Annotated in this window: 23 protein-coding genes and 1 riboswitch; of the genes, 16 read left to right on the top strand and 7 right to left on the bottom strand. The window is 75.1% G+C overall.

Features of this window, described 5'->3' with window-relative positions; all coding sequences use genetic code 11:
- Positions 1-3: 3 nt before the first annotated feature.
- Positions 4-630 (bottom strand): aa3-type cytochrome oxidase subunit III, encoded by a 627-nt coding sequence (ctaE, locus tag ACI8AP_RS11840; protein ID WP_456589543.1) that lies wholly within the window; start codon positions 628-630, stop codon positions 4-6.
- Between the two features lie 123 nt (positions 631-753).
- Between ctaE and ACI8AP_RS11835 the strand changes: the two genes are divergently transcribed.
- Together ACI8AP_RS11835 and trpD are read left to right on the top strand one after the other, a co-directional pair.
- The gene (locus ACI8AP_RS11835; protein ID WP_456589542.1) at positions 754-1,182 is read left to right on the top strand and encodes a hypothetical protein; all 429 of its coding nucleotides are present in this window, start codon (positions 754-756) and stop codon (positions 1,180-1,182) included.
- Positions 1,179-2,237, top strand: a complete 1,059-nt coding sequence (trpD, locus tag ACI8AP_RS11830) for an anthranilate phosphoribosyltransferase (protein WP_456589541.1) — start codon at positions 1,179-1,181, stop codon at positions 2,235-2,237. The genes ACI8AP_RS11835 and trpD overlap by 4 nt, the downstream gene beginning before the upstream one ends.
- An 11-nt stretch (positions 2,238-2,248) precedes the next feature.
- On the opposite strand, the gene ACI8AP_RS11825 is transcribed toward trpD, so the two are convergent.
- Positions 2,249-2,536: an Lrp/AsnC family transcriptional regulator gene (locus ACI8AP_RS11825; protein ID WP_456589540.1), complete on the bottom strand. Its 288-nt coding sequence runs from the start codon at positions 2,534-2,536 to the stop codon at positions 2,249-2,251.
- Positions 2,533-4,308, bottom strand: a complete 1,776-nt coding sequence (locus ACI8AP_RS11820; RefSeq protein WP_456589539.1) for a DEDD exonuclease domain-containing protein — start codon at positions 4,306-4,308, stop codon at positions 2,533-2,535. Before ACI8AP_RS11820 ends, ACI8AP_RS11825 begins: the two co-directional genes overlap by 4 nt.
- A gap of 196 nt (positions 4,309-4,504) precedes the next feature.
- Between ACI8AP_RS11820 and ACI8AP_RS11815 the strand changes: the two genes are divergently transcribed.
- The 5 genes from ACI8AP_RS11815 (at position 4,505) to ACI8AP_RS11795 (ending at position 10,719) form a co-directional block, all read left to right on the top strand.
- The gene (locus tag ACI8AP_RS11815; protein ID WP_456589538.1) at positions 4,505-6,250 is read left to right on the top strand and encodes a D-alanyl-D-alanine carboxypeptidase family protein; all 1,746 of its coding nucleotides are present in this window, start codon (positions 4,505-4,507) and stop codon (positions 6,248-6,250) included.
- Between the two features lie 83 nt (positions 6,251-6,333).
- Positions 6,334-6,642: a hypothetical protein gene (locus ACI8AP_RS11810; protein ID WP_456589537.1), complete on the top strand. Its 309-nt coding sequence runs from the start codon at positions 6,334-6,336 to the stop codon at positions 6,640-6,642.
- Between the two features lie 176 nt (positions 6,643-6,818).
- Positions 6,819-6,995, top strand: a riboswitch (cyclic di-AMP (ydaO/yuaA leader).
- Positions 6,996-7,012: 17 nt separating this feature from the next.
- Entirely contained in the window at positions 7,013-8,092 is a 1,080-nt protein-coding gene (locus ACI8AP_RS11805; protein WP_456589536.1) for an NlpC/P60 family protein, read from the top strand.
- A 240-nt stretch (positions 8,093-8,332) separates the two neighbouring features.
- Positions 8,333-9,598, top strand: a complete 1,266-nt coding sequence (locus tag ACI8AP_RS11800) for a M48 family metallopeptidase (RefSeq protein WP_456589535.1) — start codon at positions 8,333-8,335, stop codon at positions 9,596-9,598.
- The gene (locus tag ACI8AP_RS11795; protein ID WP_456589534.1) at positions 9,595-10,719 is read left to right on the top strand and encodes a glycosyltransferase family 4 protein; all 1,125 of its coding nucleotides are present in this window, start codon (positions 9,595-9,597) and stop codon (positions 10,717-10,719) included. Before ACI8AP_RS11800 ends, ACI8AP_RS11795 begins: the two co-directional genes overlap by 4 nt.
- Before the next feature lie 42 nt (positions 10,720-10,761).
- Here the strand turns inward: ACI8AP_RS11795 and ACI8AP_RS11790 are convergent, their stop codons facing one another.
- Positions 10,762-12,555: an AMP-dependent synthetase/ligase gene (locus ACI8AP_RS11790; protein WP_456589533.1), complete on the bottom strand. Its 1,794-nt coding sequence runs from the start codon at positions 12,553-12,555 to the stop codon at positions 10,762-10,764.
- Between the two features lie 157 nt (positions 12,556-12,712).
- On the opposite strand from ACI8AP_RS11790, the gene ACI8AP_RS11785 reads away from it, so the two are divergent.
- Genes ACI8AP_RS11785 through ACI8AP_RS11770 form a run of 4 tightly spaced genes read left to right on the top strand, consistent with a single transcriptional unit; the run spans position 12,713 to position 15,628 of the window.
- Entirely contained in the window at positions 12,713-13,144 is a 432-nt protein-coding gene (locus tag ACI8AP_RS11785) for an SRPBCC family protein (RefSeq protein ID WP_456589532.1), read from the top strand.
- A 5-nt stretch (positions 13,145-13,149) separates the two neighbouring features.
- Positions 13,150-14,298: an ArsA family ATPase gene (locus tag ACI8AP_RS11780; RefSeq protein ID WP_456589531.1), complete on the top strand. Its 1,149-nt coding sequence runs from the start codon at positions 13,150-13,152 to the stop codon at positions 14,296-14,298.
- Positions 14,295-14,642, top strand: a complete 348-nt coding sequence (locus ACI8AP_RS11775; protein WP_456589530.1) for a hypothetical protein — start codon at positions 14,295-14,297, stop codon at positions 14,640-14,642. The genes ACI8AP_RS11780 and ACI8AP_RS11775 overlap by 4 nt, the downstream gene beginning before the upstream one ends.
- Positions 14,639-15,628 (top strand): ROK family glucokinase, encoded by a 990-nt coding sequence (locus ACI8AP_RS11770; RefSeq protein WP_456589529.1) that lies wholly within the window; start codon positions 14,639-14,641, stop codon positions 15,626-15,628. Before ACI8AP_RS11775 ends, ACI8AP_RS11770 begins: the two co-directional genes overlap by 4 nt.
- Here the strand turns inward: ACI8AP_RS11770 and ACI8AP_RS11765 are convergent.
- Genes ACI8AP_RS11765 through ACI8AP_RS11755 form a run of 3 tightly spaced genes read right to left on the bottom strand, consistent with a single transcriptional unit; the run spans position 15,625 to position 18,361 of the window.
- Complete coding sequence (locus tag ACI8AP_RS11765) at positions 15,625-16,863, bottom strand: ornithine cyclodeaminase, nickel-pincer nucleotide-dependent (RefSeq protein ID WP_456589528.1); 1,239 nt, start codon at positions 16,861-16,863, stop codon at positions 15,625-15,627. The two genes, ACI8AP_RS11770 and ACI8AP_RS11765, sit on opposite strands and share 4 nt — an antisense overlap.
- Positions 16,864-16,865: 2 nt before the next feature.
- Positions 16,866-17,546, bottom strand: a complete 681-nt coding sequence (locus ACI8AP_RS11760) for a hypothetical protein (protein WP_456589527.1) — start codon at positions 17,544-17,546, stop codon at positions 16,866-16,868.
- Entirely contained in the window at positions 17,543-18,361 is an 819-nt protein-coding gene (locus tag ACI8AP_RS11755; protein WP_456589526.1) for an alpha/beta hydrolase, read from the bottom strand. Before ACI8AP_RS11755 ends, ACI8AP_RS11760 begins: the two co-directional genes overlap by 4 nt.
- 110 nt (positions 18,362-18,471) lie before the next feature.
- Between ACI8AP_RS11755 and ACI8AP_RS11750 the strand changes: the two genes are divergently transcribed.
- The 5 genes from ACI8AP_RS11750 (at position 18,472) to ACI8AP_RS11730 (ending at position 22,142) form a co-directional block, all read left to right on the top strand.
- Complete coding sequence (locus ACI8AP_RS11750; protein WP_456589525.1) at positions 18,472-19,233, top strand: lysophospholipid acyltransferase family protein; 762 nt, start codon at positions 18,472-18,474, stop codon at positions 19,231-19,233.
- Positions 19,234-19,387: 154 nt separating this feature from the next.
- Positions 19,388-19,870, top strand: a complete 483-nt coding sequence (locus ACI8AP_RS11745) for a polyadenylate-specific 3'-exoribonuclease AS (RefSeq protein ID WP_456589524.1) — start codon at positions 19,388-19,390, stop codon at positions 19,868-19,870.
- Between the two features lie 55 nt (positions 19,871-19,925).
- Entirely contained in the window at positions 19,926-21,134 is a 1,209-nt protein-coding gene (locus tag ACI8AP_RS11740; RefSeq protein ID WP_456589523.1) for a PucR family transcriptional regulator, read from the top strand.
- 107 nt (positions 21,135-21,241) lie between these two features.
- Positions 21,242-21,715 carry an STAS domain-containing protein gene (locus tag ACI8AP_RS11735; protein WP_456589522.1) on the top strand — a complete coding sequence of 158 codons (474 nt, stop codon included), beginning with the start codon at positions 21,242-21,244 and terminating at the stop codon, positions 21,713-21,715.
- Between the two features lie 118 nt (positions 21,716-21,833).
- Positions 21,834-22,142 (top strand): GlsB/YeaQ/YmgE family stress response membrane protein, encoded by a 309-nt coding sequence (locus ACI8AP_RS11730; protein ID WP_456589521.1) that lies wholly within the window; start codon positions 21,834-21,836, stop codon positions 22,140-22,142.
- The last annotated feature ends 33 nt before the right edge of the window (positions 22,143-22,175 follow it).

Genomic DNA, 22,175 nt, shown 5'->3' with positions numbered 1-22,175 from the left:
TCCCTATCGGATGAAGTAGATCGTGGCGAACAAGGCGATCCACACCACGTCGACGAAGTGCCAGTAGTACGAGACCACGATGGCGGAGGTCGCCTGGGCGGGCGTGAAACGGCCCATGGTGGACCGGATGAGGACGAACACGAAGGCGATCAGTCCGCCGATGACGTGCAGGCCGTGGAAGCCGGTCGTGAGGTAGAAGACCGAGCCGTAGGTGGACGACGAGATCGTCGTGCCGTGGTGCACCAGCTCGTAGTACTCGTACGCCTGCCCGAGCACGAAGACGAGCCCCAGGGCGAAGGTGATCGTGAACCACCGGCGCAGCCCGTAGACGTTGCCCTCCTCGGCCGCGAACACACCGAACTGGCAGGTGACCGACGAGCTGACCAGGATCAGCGTGATCACGAGCGCGTACGGGACGTTGAGCTCCGTGGGCTCGGGCGGCCAGCCGCTCTCGGCGCCGGCCCGTGCTCGGGCGGTGAAGTACATGGCGAACAGGCCGGCGAAGAACATCAGCTCGCTGGCGAGCCAGATGATCGTGCCGACGCTGACCATGTTCGGTCGGGTCAGGGAGTGCACCCGCGAGGTGTCGAAGGTGCTGCTCGCGACGGGGGCCGTTGTCACGGGGGTCATCATGGCATCGGCAGGACCCCGTCACGACTGCGGGTGGTGACGGCGTGGCGTCAATGTGACCAGCTCGATACCGACTCACCGGCCGGGCCTGCGCAGACGTCTCCGGGCACTAGGCTCGGCGGCGTGAGTGCTGCCGAGAAGCCCGCCGCCCCGGCCACCGTGCTCGTCTACAGCCACCGTCCGGAGGTGCGCGACGCGGTCCGCGCAGCGGTCGGCCGGCGGCCCGCCGCTGACGTGGGTCCGCTGACCTGGCTGGAGTGCGTGACCGGCGACGAGGTGGTCGCCGCGGTCGACGCCGGAGGGATCGACCTGTGCATCCTCGACGGCGAGGCCCAGCCCGCCGGGGGCATGGCCCTCGCCCGGCAGCTGGAGATGGAGGTCGCCGACCGCCCGGCCGTCTGCCTGCTCGTCGCCCGGCAGCCCGACCGCTGGCTGGCGCACTGGTCGCGCGCCGAGGCGACGCTGGCCCTGCCGGTCGACCCGCTGGTGGCGCCCGGGGTGGTGGCCGACCTCCTGCGCGCTCGCGCGGGACGGTCCGTGGCCCGCCGGTGACGTCCTCGTCCGCCCCCACGTGGCCGGGGCTGCTGAACCGCCTGCTCGCCGGTCAGGACCTCACCGCCGAGGACACCCGCTGGGCGATGCGCGAGGTCATGACCGGCGAGGCGACGCCGGCCCAGGTGGCCGGCTTCACCGTGGCGCTCCGGGCCAAGGGCGAGGCGCCGCAGGAGGTCGCGGGGCTGGCCGCCGAGATGCTGGCGCAGGCGACGCCGGTGCAGCTGCCGATGGACTGCGTCGACATCGTCGGCACCGGTGGCGACGGCGCGCACACGGTGAACATCTCCACGATGGCCGCGGTCGTGACGGCCGCCGCCGGCGCGCCGGTGGCCAAGCACGGCAACCGGGCGGCGTCGTCCTCCTCGGGCGCCGCCGACGTGCTGGAGGCGCTCGGGGTGGTCATCGATCTGCCCGCCGACGCCGTGGCCACGTGCGTGCGGGAGGCCGGCATCGGGTTCTTCTTCGCACCGGTCTTCCACCCCGGCATGCGGCACGCCGCCGCCCCGAGGCGGGAGATGGGCATCGGCACCGTCTTCAACTTCCTCGGGCCGCTGACCAACCCGGCGCGCCCGGTGGCGGCTGCGATCGGTTGCGCCAACGCGCGCATGGCCCCCGTCCTCGCCGAGGTGCTCGCCGCCCGGGGGACGCGGGCGCTGGTGTTCCGGGGCGACGACGGACTCGACGAGCTGACCACCGCGGCGACGTCGGCGGTGTGGACGGTCCGGGACGGCGCCGTGTCGGCCGAGCGGGTGGACCCGGCTGCGCTGGGCATCGAGGCGCCCGCCCCGGACGCGCTGCGCGGCGGGGATGCCCGGGACAACGCCGAGGTGTTCCGGCGGCTCGTGGACGGCGACCGCGGAGCGGTGCGCGACGCCGTGCTGCTCAATGCCGCCGCGGCGCTGGTGGCGTTCGACGAACGGCCCGCGCGTTTGCACGACGCCCTGGCCGCGGGGATGGAGCGGGCCGCCGCAGCGATCGACGACGGTCGGGCGGCGGCGCTGCTGGACCGCTGGATCGCCGTCAGCCGGGAGGTCGCCCCGCCCGGCCGCTGAGCGCCGGCCGCTCAGGCTTCGGTGTCGAAGCCGATGGAGAAGGCTGCCTCGAGGTCGTGGCGCGAGTAGGCGCGGAAGGCGATGTGGGTGTCGGTGTCGAGGACTCCCGCGACCTTGTTGATCCGGCCGGCGATGACCTCCGCGACCTGCTCGAACTCGCGGACGCGGACGATGGCGATCAGATCGGCATCGCCGGCGACGGAGTAGACCTCGCTGACCCCGTCGAGCTCGGCGACGGCCTGGGCGACCTCGGCGATCGAGTCGGTGGCGGCGTCGATCATCACGATGGCGGTGATCACGCGGGGGATGCTATCCGCTCCGGCCGGGCGCGGGTGCCCAGCGACCGCCCGTCGGCGAAGGGGTCCTGCGCGTCACGCCCGGACTCCACCCGCGCCAGGAACCCGCTGTAGGCGCCGGTGCCGGGTGCGGGGGAGGCGAGGGTGCCGGTCAGTTGCACCAACCGGGTGCCGGGCTTCTCCAGCCAGCGGAGGACGAGCTCGGTCTCGTCGACCGACGTCGGGTCGTCCGCACCGGGAACGGTCTCCGCGGTCGCGAGCAGGCCCGGCAACACGCTCCGCACGGTGGTGCCACGCGGCGCGTTCCCGGCCGCGGCGAGGCGCCCCAGCCGGACGACGGACAGCTCCCACCCGCCCTGGCCGTCGGGACGGGCCAGCACGAGCTCGGGCACGGCAGCCAGCGACTCGAGCCGTTGCCGACGGCGGAGGGCCCGGACCAGCACGGCGACCCGGTCGCGCAGCACGGCGGCGTCCTCGTAGCGCTCCTCGGCGGCGAGCCGCTCCACCCGGTCCAGCAGCGGGGCGAGCAGGGGACGGGGGTCGTGGCCCACCGCGGCGGCGAAGACCGCCGCCACGCCGGCGTACTCGGGAACCGACTGGGCGCCGGTGCAGGGGGCGCCGCAACGCCCCATGTCGGCCAGCGCGCAGGCGTTGACCGGCGTGCGGGGGGAGAGCCGGGCGGTGCACTGCCGCAGCGGCAGCACCTCGTGGACGGCAGCCACGGCGGCGTCCGCGGCGCGGCGGTCGGGGAACGGACCGAGGAACACGCCGGCGTCGGGGCGGACCCGGCGGACCACCGACAGCCGCGGGAAGGGCTCGTCGGTGAGCCGGACCCACAGCGCGCGCTCGGGGAAGCGGGACCGCCTGTTGTACCGCGGCTTGTGGCGGGCGATGAGCCGCAGTTCGCGGACCGCGGCCTCGAGCGCGTGCGCGCACGGGATCGGCTCCACCCGCTGGGCGAGGCCGACCATCTCGGTGATGCGGCTGCGCTGCTCGCCCGAGGTGAAGTAGCTGCGGACCCGGCTGCGGAGGTCGCTGGAGGTGCCCACGTAGAGCGGCTCGTCCCCGGGGCCGCGGAACAGGTAGACGCCGGGGCCGCTGGGGACGGCGTCGGCCAGGTGCCGCTTCCGCCGACGCTCCGGATCGACCTGCCGGGTCAGCCCGGTCAGCTCCTCGAGGGTGGTGACGCCGAGGGGGCCGAGCCGCTCGAAGAGGCCGTGCAGCACGTCCACCGTGGCCCGCGCGTCGTCCAGGGCCCGGTGCGTGGGCGAGGTGGCGGCGGAGAAGTACGGGGCCAGGGTGGCCAGCTTGCAGTTGGGCACCTCGTCCCGGCTGAGCAGCCGCCGGGCGAGGACGGCGGTGTCGACGGACGCCGCCGTGGGCCACACCAGGCCGTTCTCGGCGCACGCCGCCTTGAGGAACCCGAGGTCGAACGGGGCGTTGTGGGCGACCAGGACGGCGCCGCGGGCGAACTCGAGGAAGGTGGGGAGCACGGCGCCGATCCGCGGGGCCGTGGCGACCATCGTCGAGGTGATCCCGGTCAGCACGCTGATGTAGGGCGGGATCTCGTGGCCTGGGTCGACGAGGGTCTGGAACTCGCCGAGCACCTGCCCGCCGCGGACGCGCACGGCCCCGATCTCGGTGATGGCGCTGTCCTTCGGGGACCCGCCGGTGGTCTCCAGGTCCACGACGACGAACGTGACCTGCGCCAGCGGTGTCCCGACCTCCTCGATGGAGACCTGCTGGTAGCGCAGCGGTGCGGGGGAGGGTGCCACGGGGCGGACGCTAGGTCGGGGGGCTGACACTCCGGGGGACGCGCGCCGGGGCCGGCCGCGCACCGGCCCCCTGACCGGGGGGTCCGGGGCTGCCCGCATCGAGTGGGACCTGGTGTTCCGGCCCCGATCGGGACACCATGCCTGCCAGTGGCCGTCGCGTCCGGTGCGACCGGCCCGCAGGCAGAGGTGGTCGGTGATGCCCGCGCGCTCCAGGTGGCGCCCGCCCGCCCGGGCCCGGCGGTGCGTGGTGGCCGCGGTGCTGGTGGCGGGCGCGGCCGTGCTGCTGCCCGCCGGGCCGGTGGCCGCCGCGCCCAGCGACCAGCCGGGTGGCACCTCCGGCGTGCTGGACAGCCGCGACCTGGACCAGCTGCAACGGCGGGCCGCCGAGGTCCAGGAGGACCTCCGCGCGCGCCAGGGGCAGGTCGTCGCCGCACGCGAGGCGCTGGCCGAGGCGCAGCGGTCGGTGGACGAGGCGAGGGCGGTGCTCGAGGACGCCCGGGGCGTGCTGGCCGGGCACCAGCGCGAGGTCGCCGGGTACGCCGTCGCCGTCTACCGGGACGGTGGCGCCCTCACCCCTCTCACGCTCCTGCTCGCCGGTGGGGATCCGGGGGAGGTCCTCGCCGGCGTGGGCTTCCTCGACGCCGTCGACGCGCACCTCGCCCACCTCATCGGCATCGCGGAGAGCCACCGGCGCGCCGCCCTGGACCAGCAGCAGCGCGCCCAGGCCGCGCTCGACGCGGCCCAGGGGCGGGCGGACGAGGTGGCCGCGCGGGTGGCCGCGCTGGAGGCGGCCGCCGACGCGGTCACCACGGAGCTGCACGACACGCTCGCCGTCGTCGACCGGCAGCTGGCGGCGCTCCAGGGGGAGCAGGCGTCGGTGAACGAGCAGACGGCGGCCAGCTGGCGGGCCTACGTCGACCAGCTCCGGACCGCCGGCCTCGCGGACGTGCCCGCCGCTGCGCTGCGGGAACCCGAGCGCAGCCTCCCCGACCGCCTGGCTCCGGTGGGCGCCGCCGGGGGCGGCGCGCAGCGCGGGGTGGCCCAGCTGCCCGGGCGGCCGAGTTCGCTCCTGGTGCTGCCCGCCGAGACCCTCGCCGCCGTCAGCGGCGCGATGGAGGCCCTGGGGCAGCCGTACGCGCCGGGGACGGCGGGGCCGGAGTCCTGGGACTGCGGCGCACTGGTCCGGGTGGCCTACGGCCGGGCCGGTGTCCAGCTGCCCGCGACGCAGGAGGAGCTGTTCGCGAGCGCCGTGCCGGTGGACCGCGCCGACGTCCTCCCCGGCGACCTGGTCTTCCTGGGCTCCCCGGAGGCGGGGCTCGGGCACGTGGGCATCGCCCTGGACCCGCGGACCATGCTGACCGCTGACGCGCGGGCCGGCGCGGTCGTGGTGCGCACGCTGCCGGGCGACCAGGTGCTGGCGATCGGCCGCCCGGTCCTCGGCCAGCGGCCCCCTGTCGCCGTCCCGGGGCCGGCCGCGGGGGCGCTGCGGACCGAGTGCGGCAACACCGTCTACCCGCCCAGCTACGACGGAGCCCGCGCATGGGGCGGCTACCCGAACGGCCTCATCCCGCCCAGCGCCATGTGCCCGCTGGGCGTCGGCGGGCACGCGCTGCGCTGCGACGCGGCCGCCGCCTACCGCGCCATGTCGGCGGCCTACGCGACCGCCTTCGGCAGCCCGTTGTGCATCACCGACTCCTACCGGACCTACGCAAGCCAGGTGCGGCTGTACGGGGAGAAGCCGGCCCTGGCCGCGGTGCCCGGCACCAGCAACCACGGCTGGGGTCTGGCGGTGGACCTGTGCGGTGGCGTCGAGACGTTCGGCACCCCGCAGTACGCCTGGATGGCTGCCAACGCCGGCCGGTTCGGCTTCCTGCACCCCACGTGGGCCGATCCGGGCAACGGGCGCGAGGAGCCGTGGCACTGGGAGTTCGCGGGCAGCTGATCCGGCGCGGGCCGTCGGTGGCGCGGCGGAAATGTCGGTGGCCCTTCCTACCGTGCGCAGCAACTCACGGAGGAGAAGAAGCGATGCTCATCGATTGCGACACCTGCACCGCCCGCGGGACCGGCTGCGCCGACTGCGTCGTGACCGTGCTGCTGGGAGCCCCGCCCGGGTGGCAGGGGGGCGACCCGGTCGTCGTGCCGATGACCGGGCGGCCGCGTGGCGGGCCGGCCGCGGCCGCCGAGGACGTCGTCGTGCCACCGCCGGGCGTGGTGGTGGAGTTCGACGAGGTGGAACGCAGCGCCGTGCGCGCGCTGGCCGAGGGCGGCCTGGTTCCCCCGCTGCGGCATCCCGACGGGCACGGCGGGGAGCGGTCCGGACGGCGCACCGGCTGATCGCCGCCGCACCCCGCGGCGAGGGCCGGGTGACCACCCGATCGGGTGAATGCCCAGGTGGGCGGCCAGGCGCCCGTCGCACACGTCTCAGCTGTCCCTGTTTGTCACAGGCGCATCACGGTCGTAGGGTTCCCTCCGTTCGGCCGGGTGGTCGTCATCCATCGATGGATGGCCTCGACCGGACACCGCCTAATCACCGCGTGGCGCGCACCACTGCGCCCGAGGTGTACCGGGGACCCACCGCACTCTGGGGTGAGTTCTCCCGCCGCCGGCTCGCCGGTGGGTGGGGGATAGGGCCAGTCTTCCCAGCCCGAACCCGTCAGCTAACTCGGTCGGCGGTCGAAGTGGAAGAAACGGAGAGCCGCCGCACGTGGCGACCCCTCACGCACTACTGACGCACGCCCCCGAACAACTCCACACCGCCGGCCGGCGCAGCTCCGCCAGCGCCCGCCGCTTCGGACCGCTCCGTTCGGGGCTCCTGGTCAGCGCCGTCGCAGCCCTGACCGTCACCGTCCTCCCGGGTACCGCGTCGGCGGTCCCCGGCACCGCCGACGAGATCGCCGCCCAGGTGGCCGAGGCCAGCCACGAGCTGGAGGTCGTCTCCGAGCAGCTGAACGAGGCGCGCGTCCTCCTCGAGGGCCACCAGCGCGACGCGCAGGCCGCGAGCGAGGCGGTCGCGGAGGCGGAGGGCCGGCTCGGCTCCCTCGACGGCCACATGCGCCGGCTGGCCCGCAGCGTCTACACCGGCAGCGGCATGTCGCCGCTCGACGTCCTGCTGACCAGCACCTCGGCCGACCAGCTGGTCGACCAGCTGGGCACCCTCGACGCCATCGCCGGGCACACCAGCGAGGTGCTCACCGAGGTGTCGCGCGCGGCCGAGGACGCGGAGCAGGCCCGCGACGCCGCCGAGGAGGCCGCGGCGGACGCCCGGCGGACGGTGGAGCAGATCGCCGCCCAGCAGGAGGAGCTCGAGGCGAAGATCGCCGACTACCAGCGCCGGTACGAGGCGCTCACCGCGCCGCAGCAGGAGCAGGTGGCGCAGGCCCACGGTGGTACCGGCCTCCCGGCGCCCACCGGCGCCGTCATCGCGCCGAGCTCGGCCGCCCAGGTGGCGGTGAACACCGCGCTCGCCCAGATCGGCGACCCGTACGTGTGGGGTGCCGGCGGGCCGAACGCCTTCGACTGCTCGGGGCTGACGTCGTACGCCTACGCCGCGGCGGGTGTGATGCTGCCGCACTCCAGCCGGTCGCAGAGCCAAATGGGCAGGCCCGTCTCGCGCGGCGAGCTGCAGCCTGGCGACCTGCTGTTCTTCTACAGCCCGGTGAGCCACGTGGGCATGTACATCGGCAACGGCCAGATGGTGCACGCCTCCACCTCCGGCCAGCCGGTGAAGGTGGCGAGCGTGGACTCGATGGGGAACTACAACAGCGCCCGTCGCATCGCCGGCTGACGGCTCCGGGAGCATCGCAGCGAGGAACGAGGGCCGGTGATCCCGATAGGGGTCGCCGGCCCTCGCGGTCGCTGGCCGGTCAGGTGACCGAGGGCCCGATCCCGAGGACCTCGGGCAGGCCCGGAGGACGGGAACACGGTGAGGGCGGGCCTCGCGACCGGGTCGAGCAGGATGCCGGCCGCCCAGCACGTCCCCGAACCGGGACGGGCCGCTGCGGTTGGCCCGCCTAGGATCGGCCGGGTGAGCGTTCGCCGGGCCGCCCTGGTGGCCGCGGCCCTGCTGGGGATCGCCGTCGTTGTCGTCATCGTCGTCCGCACCCCGTGGGACGTGCTGCCCGAACCGCCCGGAGGGCACACCGAGCCCGACCCGACCGCCGGCCTGGATCCCGCGGCGATCGAGCGCGCGGAGGCCTTCGCCGCCGCCCTGCGACCCGCGTCGCTGCTCTCCCTCGTCCTCGGGCTGGCGGTCTCGGCCGTGCTGGGGCTCACCCCGCTGGGGGCCCGCCTGATGCGGTCGCTGGGGGCGCGGTGGAGGGACCGCTGGGTCGTGCGGGTGGTGCTGGGGGTGCCGGTCCTGCTCCTCCTGGGCCGCGCCGTGACCCTGCCGATCTCCGCCTACGCGGAGTCCGTGCGCACGCGCTACGGCCTGTCCACCCGCGGCTGGGGGCTCTGGCTGCGCGACGTCGCCGTCTCGTGGGCCATCAGCGCGGCGCTGACAGTGGTCGTGGTGCTGGCCTTCCTGTGGCTGGTCCGTCGCGCGCCGCGCACCTGGTGGGCCTGGGGCGGGGCGGCAGTGGCCGGCTTCGTCGTCGTCGGCTCGTTCCTCTACCCGGTGGTCATCGAGCCGGCGTTCAACTCCTTCGAGCCGCTGCCGGCGGGTGAGCTGCGCAGTGACCTGCTGGCGCTCGCCGAGGAGAACGGCACCCCGGTGCAGGACGTGCTGGTCTCCGACGCCTCCCGGCGGACCACGGCGCTGAACGCCTACGTCTCCGGGTTCGGCTCCACCCGGCGCATCGTGGTCTACGACACCGTCCTCGGCGAGCTGCCCGACGCGGAGATCGAGTCGATCGCGGCGCACGAGCTCGGGCACGTCGCCACCGACGACGTCCTCACCGGCACGCTCATGGGCGCGCTCGGCGCGGGCGCGGCGACCGCCCTGCTCGGCTGGTTGCTGATGTGGACGCCGCTGCTGCGCCGCGCCGGGGCGCCCTCGGCCGGCGACCCCCGCGTGGTCCCCCTGCTGCTGTTCCTCGTCGCCGTGGGCAGCCTGCTGGCCACACCCGTGCAGAACCTGGTGTCGCGCCAGGTCGAGGCCCGCGCGGACCTGCACGCCCTCGACCTCACCCGCGATCCGGAGGCCTTCACCGCCATGCAGCAGCGGCTCGCCACGGCCAACCTCGGCGATCCGGACCCGCCGGCGGCCTGGCACTGGTTCTTCGGCAGCCACCCCACGACCGCGCAGCGCATCGCGATGGCCGAGGACTGGGCGCGCCTGGAGGGGCCGTGAGCCGGACGCTCGTCGTCACCAACGACTTCCCGCCCCGGCAAGGGGGCATCCAGACCTTCGTGGCGGCGCTGCTGGAGCGACGGACGCCGGACTCGCTGGTCGTGCTGGCGTCGGACGCACCGGGCTCGGCCGAGCACGACCGATCCCTGCCCTATCCGGTGGTGCGCCGGCCGACCGGGATGCTCCTCCCGACGCGGGCGACCGCCCGCGCGGCCGTGGAGCTGGTGGAGCGGTACGGCTGCGACACCGCGTTCTTCGGGGCGGCCGCGCCGCTGGGGCTGCTCGCGCCCGCGCTGCGCGCCGCCGGGGTCCGGCACCTGGTCGGGGCCACGCACGGCCACGAGACCGGCTGGGTCGCCCTCCCGGGCAGCCGGCAGGTGATGCAGCGGATCGCCACGGGGCTGGACGTCCTCACCTACATCAGCGAGTACACCCGCGAGCGCCTCGCCCCGCCGCTCGGGGGCCGCACCCGGCTGGCCCAGCTCTCGCCCGGGGTCGACGTCGACCGGTTCGCCCCCGGGGTCGACGGGACGGCGGTGCGTGCCCGCCACGGGCTCGGTGACGCACCGGTGGTCGTCTGCGTCTCCCGGCTGGTCGCCCGCAAGGGGCAGGACGTGCTCGTGGCGGGGTGGCCGCGGGTGCTCGCCCGTCACCCGGGGGCCCGGTTGCTGCTGGTCGGTGGTGGGCCGGACGAGGGCAAGCTGCGTCGTGCGATCGCCGCCCGCGGCCTGCAGGGCTCCGTCGTGCTGACCGGCCCGGTGGACCACGACGAGCTGCCGGCGCACTACGCCGCCGGAGACGTGTTCGCCATGCCCTGCCGCACCCGGCGCGGGGGACTCGACGTCGAGGGCCTCGGCATGGTCTTCCTCGAGGCCGCGGCCTGCGCCCGCCCGGTCGTCGCGGGCACCTCGGGCGGTGCGCCGGAGGCGGTGCGCGACGGCGTCACCGGGCACGTGGTGGACCCGCGGTCACCGGAGGCGGTGGCGACGGCGCTGGTGGGGTTGCTCGACGACCCGGGGCGCGCCCGGGCGATGGGCCTGGCCGGGCGGGCCTGGGTGGAGCAGCGGTGGTCCTGGACCTCGATCGCCGCGACGTTCGACGAGCTCCTCACGAAGCACTGAGGCCCGCCGCGCAGGGGCGCGGCGGGCCTCGGTACGCGGCGTTCAGCGGCTGTAGAGCGCGTCCACGTCGGAGCCGAACTCCTTCATGACCACGTTGCGCTTCAGCTTCAGGCTGGGCGTCAGCATCCCGTTGTCCTCGGTGAAGTCGGTGGCCAGCACCGTGAACTTCTTGATCGCCTCGGCCTGGGAGACCGCCTTGTTGGCCTCCTGCACCGCGGCGTCGAGCTCGGCGAGCACGTCGGGGTCCTCCCGCAGCTGGGCCGCGGTGAGGGAGGTGTCCTTGCCCCTGGACTCCAGCCACTGCGGCAGCGCCTCTTCGTCGAGGGTCACCAGCGCGGCGATGTAGGGCCGCTGGTCGCCGACGACGATGCACTGGCTGACCAGCCGGTGGGCGCGCAGCCGGTCCTCCAGCACCGCCGGGGCGACGTTCTTGCCGCCCGCGGTCACCAGGATCTCCTTCTTCCGGCCGGTGATCCTGAGGAAGCCGTCCGAGTCGAGCTCGCCGATGTCACCGGAGTGGAAGAAGCCCTCGGAGTCGATGGCCTCCTTCGTCGCCTCCGGGTTGTTCCAGTAGCCGCGCATGACGATGCCGCCCCGGATGAGCACCTCGCCGTCCTCGGCGATCCGGAACGTGACACCGGGCAGCGGCCGGCCGACGGTGCCGATGCGCAGGGCCGCGTCGTGGTTCACCGAGGCGGCCGCGGTGGTCTCGGTGAGGCCGTAGCCCTCGAAGACGGTGACGCCGATGCCGCGGAAGAAGTGGCCGAGCCGCTCACCCAGCGGGGCACCGCCGGAGATGGCACCCAGGCAGCGCCCGCCCAGGGCGGCCCGCAGCTTGCCGTAGACCAGCTTCTCGAACAGCGCGTGCTGCACGCGCAGGCCCAGCCCCGGGCCGCCGGTGTCCTGGGCGCGGGACCAATCGATGGCCACCTGTGCGGCCCGGTCGAAGATCTTGCCCTTGCCGTCGCCCTCCGCCTTGGCCTTGGCCGAGTTGAAGACCTTCTCGAAGACCCGGGGGACGGCGAGCACGAACGTCGGCCTGAACTCGCCGAGGTCCTCGACGAGGTTCTTCACGTCGGGCGTGTGGCCGATGACGGTGCGGTTCTTGATGGCGCCGACCTGCAGCACGCGGGCGAGCACGTGGGCCAGCGGGATGAACAGCAGGAGCGAGCCCTGCACGTTCATGAACCGGTCGAGCAGCGTGATGCCGTTGCCGATCTCGAACAGGAAGTTGGCGTGCGTCAGCTCGCAGCCCTTGGGGCGGCCCGTGGTGCCGCTGGTGTAGATCAGCGTGGCCGGGCTGTCGGCGTGGAGCGTGGCCCGGCGGGCGTCGAGCTCGCTGTCGGGCACCTCCCGGCCGGTCGCGGTCAGCTGCTCGACCGCGCCGTCGTCGATGACGAAGACGGCCTTCAGCTCGGGCGCCTGGTCCCGGATCGACTCGATGGCGGCGGCGTGCTCGTCGCGCTCGACGACGGCGACCGTGGCCCCGGAGTCGGAGAGGATCCACGCCACCTGGTCGGCACTGGAGGTCTCGTAGACCGGGACGACGACCGCGCCGGCGGTCCAGATGGCGTAGTCGAGGACGGTCCACTCGTAGCGCGTCTTGGCCTGCAGGGCGACGCGGTCGCCGGCGGCCACCCCCGCGGCGATCAGGCCCTTGGCGACGCCGCGGACCTCCTCGCCGAACTGCTGCCAGGTCACGTCGGTCCAGCGGCCGTCCACCCGGCGCCGGAGGCCGACCTCGTTCCCGTGCTCGGCGACGTTGGTCGTGAGCATGTCGGTGAGGGCCTCGTCGGGGCCCACCTCGTGGGTTGCTGGAACGCTGAACTCGCGCACGCCCGGTCCTTTCCTCCCCGACCGTCCGGAGGCACCGTCGCCCGCGGCCCCGGTACGGGGACGTCCGAACAATCTAGCGGCTGGTGCTACCCGGGAGTAGCCGAGTGCCGTGGTGTACGGGGGCCGGGCACGGCGGGGAGCGGCTAGCCTGCTGCCCATGGCCGACCAGTCCACCCAGTCGATCGTCGTCGAGGCGCCTGCGGCCGAGGTCATGGCGGTGATCGCCGACTTCCCCTCGTATCCGCAGTGGGTGACCGCCGCGAAGAAGGTCGAGGTCCTCGAGACCGGCGCGGACGGCCGGGCCCGGCGGGTGCACTTCGTGCTGGACGCCGGCGCGGTGAAGGACGACTACGTCCTCGAGTACACCTGGGACGACGACCGCCGGGTCTCCTGGACGCTGGTCCAGGGACAGATGCAGAAGCGGCAGGAGGGCTCCTACACCCTCGCCGAGACCGGCGGCCGCACCGAGGTCACCTACTCGATCACCATCGACCTCTCCATCCCGATGCTCGGCATGATCAAGCGCAAGGCGGAGAAGGTCATCCTCGACACCGCGCTCAAGGAGCTCAAGAAGCGCGTCGAGGGCTGAGCCGAGTGCGCACCCTCCTGGTCACCGGCCCCGGCGGGACGGGCTCCTCGACGCTGGCGGCCGCCGCGGCCGTCCGCGCCGCCCAGGAGGGCCGGCGCACGCTGCTGCTCTCCCGGCAGCCGCCACCCGTGCCCGGCCTCGACGAGGTCCCGGGGCTGCGCACGCTGCGCGTGCAGGGACGCCGGGCGGTCGAGGACCTGTGGGGAGCCCACGCCGGTGCGCTCGGTGCGCTGCTGCCGCACCTGGAGCTGCCGCCGGCCAGCTCGGTGGTGCCGCTGCCGGGCGCCGAGGAGCTCGCGCTGATGGCGGCCCTCGGCTCCGCCGACGCCGACCTGGTGGTGGTCGACGCCGGCCCCCTGCGGGACGGGCTCGCGCTGGCGGCCCTGCCCGGCGTCCTGCGCTGGTGGCTGGACCAGGCGCTGCCGCCGACGGCCCGGGCGCTGGCCGCCGTGCGGACGGCGACGGTGGCGGCGGGGGCGGCCCGCCAGGGACCGGTGGACGCGCTGCTCGCCGCGCTGCCCGGGCTCGAGCGGCTGCTCGCGCAGGAGCGGCTGGCCGATCCGACCGCCACGGCGGTCTGGCTGGCCGCCGCCGCCCGCGGCCCCGCCGTGCCGGAGCTGCGGAACGCGGCGACCGTGCTGGCCCTGCACGGGTTGCGGGTCGCCACCGTGCTCGCCCGGGTGCTGCCGGTCGGCGGTCCGGGGGAGTGGTGGGCGGGACGCATCGCAGAGCAGGACGCCGCCCGGTCCCGGCTGGCGGAGGTGGCCGCCGTGCACGACGTCCCCGAGCTGCCGGCCTCACCGGCGGACGTGGCCGGTGCCCGGGCCCTGCTGGACGGGCTGGATCTCCCGGCGTCCGGCGGGCCGGCGAGACCGGCCCCGCACCGGGGCGGGTCCGGGTGGCAGTTGGTCGTCCCGCTGCCCTTCGCCGACCGCGCCGCCGTGGGGCTGACCCGGTGGGGCGATGACCTCGTGCTGTCGGTAGGGGAGGATCGTCGTTCGCTGCGCCTGGACTCGCTGCTGCGCCGGTGCGAGGTGACGGGGGGACGGCTGCTCGCCCCCGGCACCGCCGACGCCCGCCTCGAGGTCAGTTTCCGCCCGGATCCGCAGCAGTGGCCGGCCGACCTCCTGGCGGCCGAGGGGAGGATCAGATGACCACCGGTGCCGACTGGCTCGACCAGGCCCGCCGCCTGTTCGACGTCGTCCGGGCCAGCGCCGAGCGGCCCGCCGCCGCTTCCGGCGACGGGCATGGCGGGGACTGCCGCTGGTGCCCGGTCTGCCAGGCGGCCGCCGTCGTCCGTGGTGAGCGTCCCGAGGTGACCGCCGCGCTGGCCGACGTCCTCACCACCACCGCGGCCGCGCTCCGGGCGTTCGCGGAGGACCAGGGCGCCGGCGGCGCCACCTCGGCGACCGGCGACCGCGCCCCCGAGCAGCCCCCCGAGCAGCCCACCGAGCAGTCCACCGGCCAGCCGGCCGTCCAGCGGATCGACATCGCGTGACCGGGCCGGGGGTGACGGCCCGCCCGGCGCTCGGCATCGACATCGGCGGCACCAAGGTCGCCGGTGGGCTGGTGGCGCCCGACGGCACGATCGTGGCCACCGCGCGGCGGGCGACGCCCGGCGCCTCGGTGAGCGACACCGAGGACGCCATCGCGGCCGTCGTCGACGAGCTCGCCGGGGGGCTGGGGGACGAGGTCGTCGGCGTCGGCGTGGGTGCCGCCGGCTGGTTCGACCGCACGGGGGACACCGTGCTGTTCAGCCCGCACCTGGCGTGGCGGAACTCCACCCTGCGCAAGGACCTGGGCGCGCGGCTGCAGCGCCCGCTGTGGGTGGGCAACGACGCCGACGCCGCGGCGTGGGCCGAGTACCGCTACGGCGCCGCCCGGGGTGCCGACCTGGCGCTGATGATCACCCTCGGCACCGGCATCGGGGGCGGCATCGTGCTCGACGGGCGGCTGCGCCGGGGCTCGCACGGGGTCGCGGGGGAGTGGGGGCACATGCGCGTGGTCCCCGACGGGCGGCTGTGCGCCTGCGGCAACCGGGGCTGCTGGGAGCAGTACGCCAGCGGGACGGCGCTGGGCCAGACCGCGCGGGAGGTGGCCCGCACCTCGCCGGCGGCCGCCGCGCTGCTGCTGGAGCGGGTCGACTGCGAGCCCGACCGGCTGACCGGCGAGCACGTGGCCCGCGCCGCCTACGACGGCGACCCGCTGGCGCTCGAGCTGGTCACCGACGTGGGGTACTGGCTGGGCCAGGGGATCGCCGACCTGGCGGCGGTGCTCGACCCCGAGGTCGTGGTGATCGGCGGCGGGGTCAGCGTGCTCGGCGAGATGGTGCTGCGGCCCGCCCGGGAGCGGCTGGAGCGCGCCCTGCCCGGCCGCGGCTTCCGCCCCGGCCCCCGGGTCGTCGTCGCCGAACTGGGGCCGCAGGCCGGCATCGTGGGCGCGGCCGACCTGGTGCGGAGGGCCGTCGCCGAGGGCGAGGCCTAGTCCGCCGGCGCCAGCTCCCGGGCCAGCTGCTCCAGGAACAGGCCGATGTCGGTGACGATGCCGATCGCCTGCGCGCTGCCCCGGTCGGCCAGCTTGGTGACCGTGGCCGGGTTGATGTCGACGCAGACCAGCGGGATCGACGCCGGCAGGATGTTCCCGGTGGCGATGGAGTGCAGCATCGTCGCCACCATGATCGCGAAGCCGACGTCGTGCAGCTCGGCGCGCATCGCGCGCTGACCCTCGATCACGTCGGTGTGCACGTCGGGCAGCGGCCCGTCGTCGCGCACCGAGCCGACCAGCACGAACGGTCTCCCCGCCTGCACCATCGCGTGCATGACCCCGCCGGTGAGGACGCCGGAGTCGACGGCCGCCGGGATGGAGCCGGCCGCCCGGATCGTGTTGATCGCGCGGATGTGGTGCTCGTGGCCGTGCGGCACCCCCGAGCCCTTCGCGAGGTCGACCCCCAGCGAGGTGCCGAACAGCGCCGACTCGATGTCGTGGGTGGCCAGGGCGTTGCCGGCGAAGAGGACGTCGACGTAGCCGGCGCGGATCAGCCGCACCATCGCGGGGGCGGCGCCGGTGTGCACCACGGCCGGCCCGCCCACCCACAGCACCCGCTTCCCGGCGGCCCTGACCTCGCGCATGCGCTCGGCGATCTGCCGGACCAGCAGCGCCTGGGGCTTCTCGCTGGACACCGTGGAGGACATGAACCCGAAGTCGTCCTCCGTGCCGCGTGGGGCCTGCACGGGCAGCTCCACCCGCACCCCCTGGGCCCCGCAGACGACGGTGTCTCCCGCGCGCACGTCGCTCACGGGCACCGTGCGCACGACCGTGCCGGTCTCCTCGGTGGACACCACCAGGCCGCAGTCCATCTCCGGGTTGCGTACCCGCAGCCACTCCCCGTCCAGGCGGACGAGGGTCTCCAGGTTGGTGGTCGAGTAGAAGTCGTCCGGGAAGACCCCGTCCGCGGGGGCGGGGCGGGTCGTCGCCGTCCCCGGGTCGACGGCGTTGGCCCCGTGGACCTGCACCCGCATGAGGATCCGCTCGAGCCGCTCGGCCTCGTCGGCGGTGATCTCGATCAGCGCCGTCGACTCGTCGGCGTGCTCGCGCCCCAGGGCCAGGTCGGCGATCCGGTAGTCCCCGCCGTACTCCAGGACGTCGTCGAGGATGCGGGCGAGGGTGCCGGTGTCCATCAGGTGGCCCGCGACGGTGACGGTGGCGGTGGCGGTGGGCATGCTCAGACCACCGCCCCGTCGTCGCCGTCGTCGGAGCGGTCGCGCATGCGGGAGACCAGCAGCGCCACGCCACCGGCCACCACGCCCACCCCGAGGACGAGGCCGGCGTCGGCCGAGAGGCCGATGATCGAGGGGACGCCGATGAGCAGGATGCCGGCGGCCACCAGCAGCAGGGCGTAGAGGACCGCCGGTGCGGGGACCGGCAGCGGCGGCGGGGCCGGCGGCTCGAAGTGCTCCTCCGGCCGGTCGAGCACCGGCACCTCGTGCGGCGTCGGCGGGGGCGCGTCCGACGGCGCCCCGTCGACGGCCGTGGGGCCGTGCTCGGCCTCGAAGGCGGCCACGATGCGGCGCCACTCGGCGTCCTCGTCGAGGTCGCGCCCGGCGGGCCGGCGGAGCACGCGCGGCTCGGCCGGGTGCTCGTCGGCGTGCTGCTCGACCAGCCCCCGCGCCTCGGCCTGGCGCGACCGGTCGACGAACAGCCGGTCCGACGGCGGGCTGGGGAGGACGACCGACCGGGTGTAGGGGCCGACGTCGGCGGCCGGCTCCAGGTAGGCGGCGATCCCGGCGGCCTCGAGGACGTCGAGGAGGTGCTCGCCCACGCGTGGGTCGACGTCGCGCACCGGGCTCCAGAGCGCGGCGTCCAGGCCGTTGTCGCGGCGGCCCCGGCCGCGCCGCTCGGTCACCGACGCCCGCCCGACGAGGCGCCGGTCTCGTCCACCGGCACGCGCGCGCGGATCCACTCGGCGGACCGGCGGAAGACCAGCGGGGCGTCGTTGTCCAGGGTGGCCACGTGGTAGCTGTCCTCCAGCACGACCTCGGTGGTGTCCGGGCTGGCCACACCGGCCAGCAGCAGGGCGCTGTTCACGGGCTCCACGACGTGGTCCTCGGCGCTGCGGAAGACGATGACCGGCGCCGTGACCAGCCCCAGGTCGGCGCGGGTGGCGGCCCAGAGGCCGCGCAGCTGCAGCATCGCGCGCGTGGGCAGCTTCGGGTAGGCGAGCTCGGTGACGCCGGGCTTCTTGATGTCGCTGGCGATCGGTGCCCAGCGGGGGGTCAGCCGGGCCAGCAGCGGGAGCAGCTTGGCGTCCAGCCGCTGGGTCGTCAGCGCCGGGTTCACCAGGAGCAGTCCGGCGACGTCGCCCGCGCGCACCTCGGCCAGGCGGGTGGCCAGCGTCCCGCCCATCGAGAGGCCGGCGACGAACACCCGGTCGCAGGTGGCGGCGAGCTGGTCGAACGCGTGCTCCACCGTCTGCGTCCACTGGTCGGAGGTGCTGGCGTTGCAGTCCTGCCAGCGGGTGCCGTGGCCGGGCAGCAGCGGGCACCGGACGGCGAAGCCCTCGGCGGCCAGGTGCTCGCCCCAGGGCCGCACGCTCATCGGCGTCGCGGTGAACCCGTGGACGAGGAGCACGCCGGTGCGCCCCGCCGGCCCCTCGCCGCCGGGGAACTCGAACGGCTCGGCGCCGGGCATGACCTCGGGAACGGGGGTCGGTCCGGGCACGGCGCTCCTCCTCGGCATCCGGCGTCGCGCCGGTGTCGGCTACCTCACGACGGGGCCCGGATTGTGATCGGGGCCCCAGGCTCCCTAGTCTGGCAGTCCCCGAGGGAGGCGTGTTGTTCTACTGGTTCCTCAAGTTCGTCGCGATCGGTCCGGCGGTGACCGTGGTCTGCCGCCCGAAGGCCGAGGGCGTCGAGCACGTGCCGGCGACGGGTGCGGCGATCCTGGCGAGCAACCACCTCTCCGCGGCCGACTGGATCTTCATGCCCCTGCAGCTGAAGCGGCGGGTGACCTTCCTGGCGAAGGCGGAGTACTTCACCGGCAAGGGCGTGAAGGGCTTCCTGCAGCGTGCCTTCTTCTCCGGCGCCGGCCAGGTGCCGATCGACCGGTCCAGCGCGTCGGCGGCCGAGAACGCCATCCAGACCGGCCTGCGCATCCTCCGCCAGGGCAAGCTGCTCGGCATCTACCCGGAGGGCACGCGCTCGCCCGACGGCCGGCTCTACCGCGGCAAGATCGGGGTCGCCCGCATGGCGCTGGAGACCGGTGTCCCGGTGATCCCGGTGGCCATGTGCTACAGCTCCCGGAAGCTGCCTTTCGGCAAGGAGCTGATGCGGGTGAAGGTCGTCTTCGGGGAGCCGCTGGACTTCAGCCGCTACGAGGGGCTGGCCGGGGACCGGTTCGTCGAGCGCTCCATCACCGATGAGATCATGTACGAGATCATGACGTTGTCGGGCCAGGAGTACGTCGACGTCTACGGCGCCACGGTGAAGAAGTCGATGGACGCGACGGGCGCCAGCGCCAACGACGTCATCGCGACCCTGCAGCCGCCGGTCACCGAGGCCGCCGACCGCGCACCCACGACGCTCGCCGGCTGACGGGGCAGCAGCCGGTCGAGCACGTCGCGCAGCAGCGTGAGCAGCGCGGCTCGGGGCATCGTGGGGCTCCCGGACCCACTGGGCGACGAGGTCCTCGGTGACGGAGAAGAACGCGCGCACCAGCTGCCGTCGGCGGCGACCTACGGTGGACGGCGTGCGGCGCTTCTTCTACGACACCGAGTTCATCGAGGACGGCACCACGATCGACCTCGTCTCCATCGGCGTCGTCGACGAGACCGGCCGGGAGTTCTACGCCGTGAGCACGGAGTTCGACCCCGGCAAGGCCATTCCCTGGGTGCGCCGCAACGTGCTCGACCAGCTGCCCCCGCCGGCGGACAAGGCGTGGCGCAGCCGCCAGCGGATCCGCGAGGACCTGCTCTCCTTCCTGACCGCACCGGGGGAGGAGATCGAGCTGTGGGCCTGGTTCGCCGCCTACGACCACGTGGCGCTGTGCCAGCTGTGGGGCGCGATGCCGGCGCTGCCCCGGCCCATCCCGCGCTTCACCCGGGAGCTGCGGCAGCGCTGGGACGACCGGGGGCAGCCGCCGCTGCCGCCGAAGCCGCAGGGCACCCACGACGCGCTGGTCGACGCCCGGTACAACCTCGCGCGCTGGCACGCCATCGAGGCCGCGGGCTGACGTGCCCACCACCCGCAGGTGGACCCCGGGGGCGGGAGACGGAACAGTGCCCGGTGTGGGCCGACCCAGCGAGCGCCCGGAGTCCGAGGTGCTGGCGGAGGTGGAGGACGCCTCCGCCCGGGAGCACGGGGTGCCGGCGTCCCTGCTCGACGGGTACCTGACCGCGCTGACCGCCGTGGCGGTGCAGGGGCGCCGGCTGACGGCCGCCGAGGAGGCCCACTGCCGGCAGCTCGGCGCGAGGGCGGCGGAGCAGGGGGTCGGGCTGCCCGCGCTGGTGGACCTGTACATGACCGCGTCGCGCAGGCTCTGGCCCCGCCTCCCGGGCCTCGTGGGTGACTCCCGCGGACGGTCGGGCTCCGTCGACCTGGTGTCCGTCGGCGAGGCGGTGTGGCGCGGGGCGGACACGGCGCTGGCGGCCCTGGCCGCGGGGCACGTCGACGCCGAGCGGGACGTGGTCCGTCGCGAGGAGGCGTTCCGGCGGGAGTTCGTCGACGACCTGCTCACCGGCCGGTCGGAGGTCGGCGCGCTCGTCGAGCGGGCCGCCCGGCTGGGGCTGGCGCTGACCGGCAGCCACACCGTGACGGTGGCGGCGACCGACCGGCCCACCGACTCCGGCATGCCCCTGACCGGGTGGCTGGAGGCGGAGGCGCGCGCCCGCTTCGGCGACCGAGGGCTGCTCGTCGCGGCGAAGGACGGTCGGCTCGTCTGCGTGCTGTCCTCGGTCCCGGCGCCGGGTGGGCGGGCCCCCGACGACGACGCGCTGGCCGAGCTGTCCGGCCAGGCGGTGGGCCGGCTGACCCGCCGTGCGCGGTGGCGGGTGGGGGTGGGGCGCTCGTACCCCGGTCCGCGGGGGGTCCTCCGCTCCTACCGCGAGGCGGTGGACGCCCTCGAGGTCGCGCAGCGGCTGAGCCTCCCCGAACCGGTGGTCCACGCGCGGGACATGCTCGTCTACCGGGTGCTGCTCCGGGACGAGGAGGCGATCGCCGACCTCGTCGGCACGGTGCTCGGTCCGCTGGTGGACGCCCGGGGTGGCCCCGAACCCCTCGTCGCGACGGCAGAGGCGTACTTCGCCGGCGGGCGCAATGCGGCCTCGGCGGCCCGTCGGCTGCACCTGAGCGTGCGTGCGGTGACCTACCGGCTGCAGCGGATCCGGGAGCTCAGCGGGTACGACCCGGCGGATCCGGCCGACCAGCTGCCGCTCCTCGTCGCCGTCACCGGAGCGCGCCTGCTCGACTGGCCGGCGAGGCCCCTCACCCTCCGCTGAGCAGCGGGTTGCCCGGTCGACGCTGCCGGATCTCGGCAACGAGTGGCAGCGGGTGTCGTCCGGCCCGGCCCCTGCCGGCGGCGGGCGCGCAGTCCTAGCGTCGGGACATGGCTCGGACCTCCCACCCGCTCCCGCGGCCCACCGCCTCCCCGGCCACCCCGTCGGTGGCCCGACCCGGCCGATCCGCGCAGCGGCTGCGCGCCGGGCACCCGGCGTCCCGGCACACCGGCGCGGTCGCGGACGGTGCCGAGCTGACCCTGGATATCCGGTGGGGCGGGCGCCGTCCTCTCGTCGAGGTGTCCGGTGAGCTCGACCTGGCGGGCGCTGATCTGTTCGCGGCCCTCCTCGCCCACGTGCGGGCCACCGATCCGGGGCCGATCGCGGTCGACCTCGGCCGCGTCAGCTTCATCGACTCGCACGGGCTCTCCCCGGCGCTCGCCCGCGACGTCGTCCTGGTGGCGGCCTCGCCGGTGGTCGCCCGGGTGCTGCGGCTGCTGGGCCTCCCGATCCCCCCGCCGGGCGAGATCCGGCACGGCGTCGGTCGCCCCCGCCGCGGCCGTCCCCGGTCCGGCGGCGCCTGAGCCGTCGCGGCGAGCCGCTTGCCGCCACCGGGAAGAGACGGCCCCCGGAACGCTGCCCGGTCCCGACCGGGTGCGCTCCCACCGCCCCGGACATCCGCAGCACGTCCGCCACGTCGTCGTGAAGAGGTTCCCCGTGCTCTCCCTGCTCTGGTTGCTCGTCGTCGGTCTGATCGCCGGTTTCCTCGCCCGGGCGCTCGTGCCCGGCAAGGACACCATGAGCCTGGGCGCCACGCTGTTGCTCGGGGTGAGCGGCTCCGTCGTCGGTGGCCTGCTCCTCGGCCTCCTCTTCGGTGGCTTCCGGGACCGCGGCTTCGGTCCCGCCGGGATCATCGGTTCCGTCCTGGGAGCGGTGCTCGTGCTCCTGCTCTACAACCGGTTCTCCGGCCGGCGCCAGGCCGGCTCGGGGGCACGGCGCGGCGTGCGCTGACCTGAAAAGCGCAGAAGGCCCTCTCCCGTCGCC

It is taken from the genome of Blastococcus sp. SYSU DS1021 (assembly GCF_054050995.1).
This window is presented reverse-complemented; position numbering and strand designations above follow the sequence as displayed.

Excerpts from the sequence above, each read along its gene's own strand:
- ACI8AP_RS11810 (WP_456589537.1), top strand. The coding sequence starts at position 6,334 with ATGCTCATCGATTGCGACACCTGCACCGCCCGCGGGACCGGCTGCGCC.
- ACI8AP_RS11785 (WP_456589532.1), top strand. The coding sequence starts at position 12,713 with ATGGCCGACCAGTCCACCCAGTCGATCGTCGTCGAGGCGCCTGCGGCC.
- ctaE (WP_456589543.1), bottom strand. The coding sequence starts at position 630 with ATGACCCCCGTGACAACGGCCCCCGTCGCGAGCAGCACCTTCGACACC.
- ACI8AP_RS11735 (WP_456589522.1), top strand. The coding sequence starts at position 21,242 with ATGGCTCGGACCTCCCACCCGCTCCCGCGGCCCACCGCCTCCCCGGCC.
- ACI8AP_RS11775 (WP_456589530.1), top strand. The coding sequence starts at position 14,295 with ATGACCACCGGTGCCGACTGGCTCGACCAGGCCCGCCGCCTGTTCGAC.
- ACI8AP_RS11765 (WP_456589528.1), bottom strand. The coding sequence starts at position 16,863 with ATGCCCACCGCCACCGCCACCGTCACCGTCGCGGGCCACCTGATGGAC.
- ACI8AP_RS11815 (WP_456589538.1), top strand. The coding sequence starts at position 4,505 with ATGCCCGCGCGCTCCAGGTGGCGCCCGCCCGCCCGGGCCCGGCGGTGC.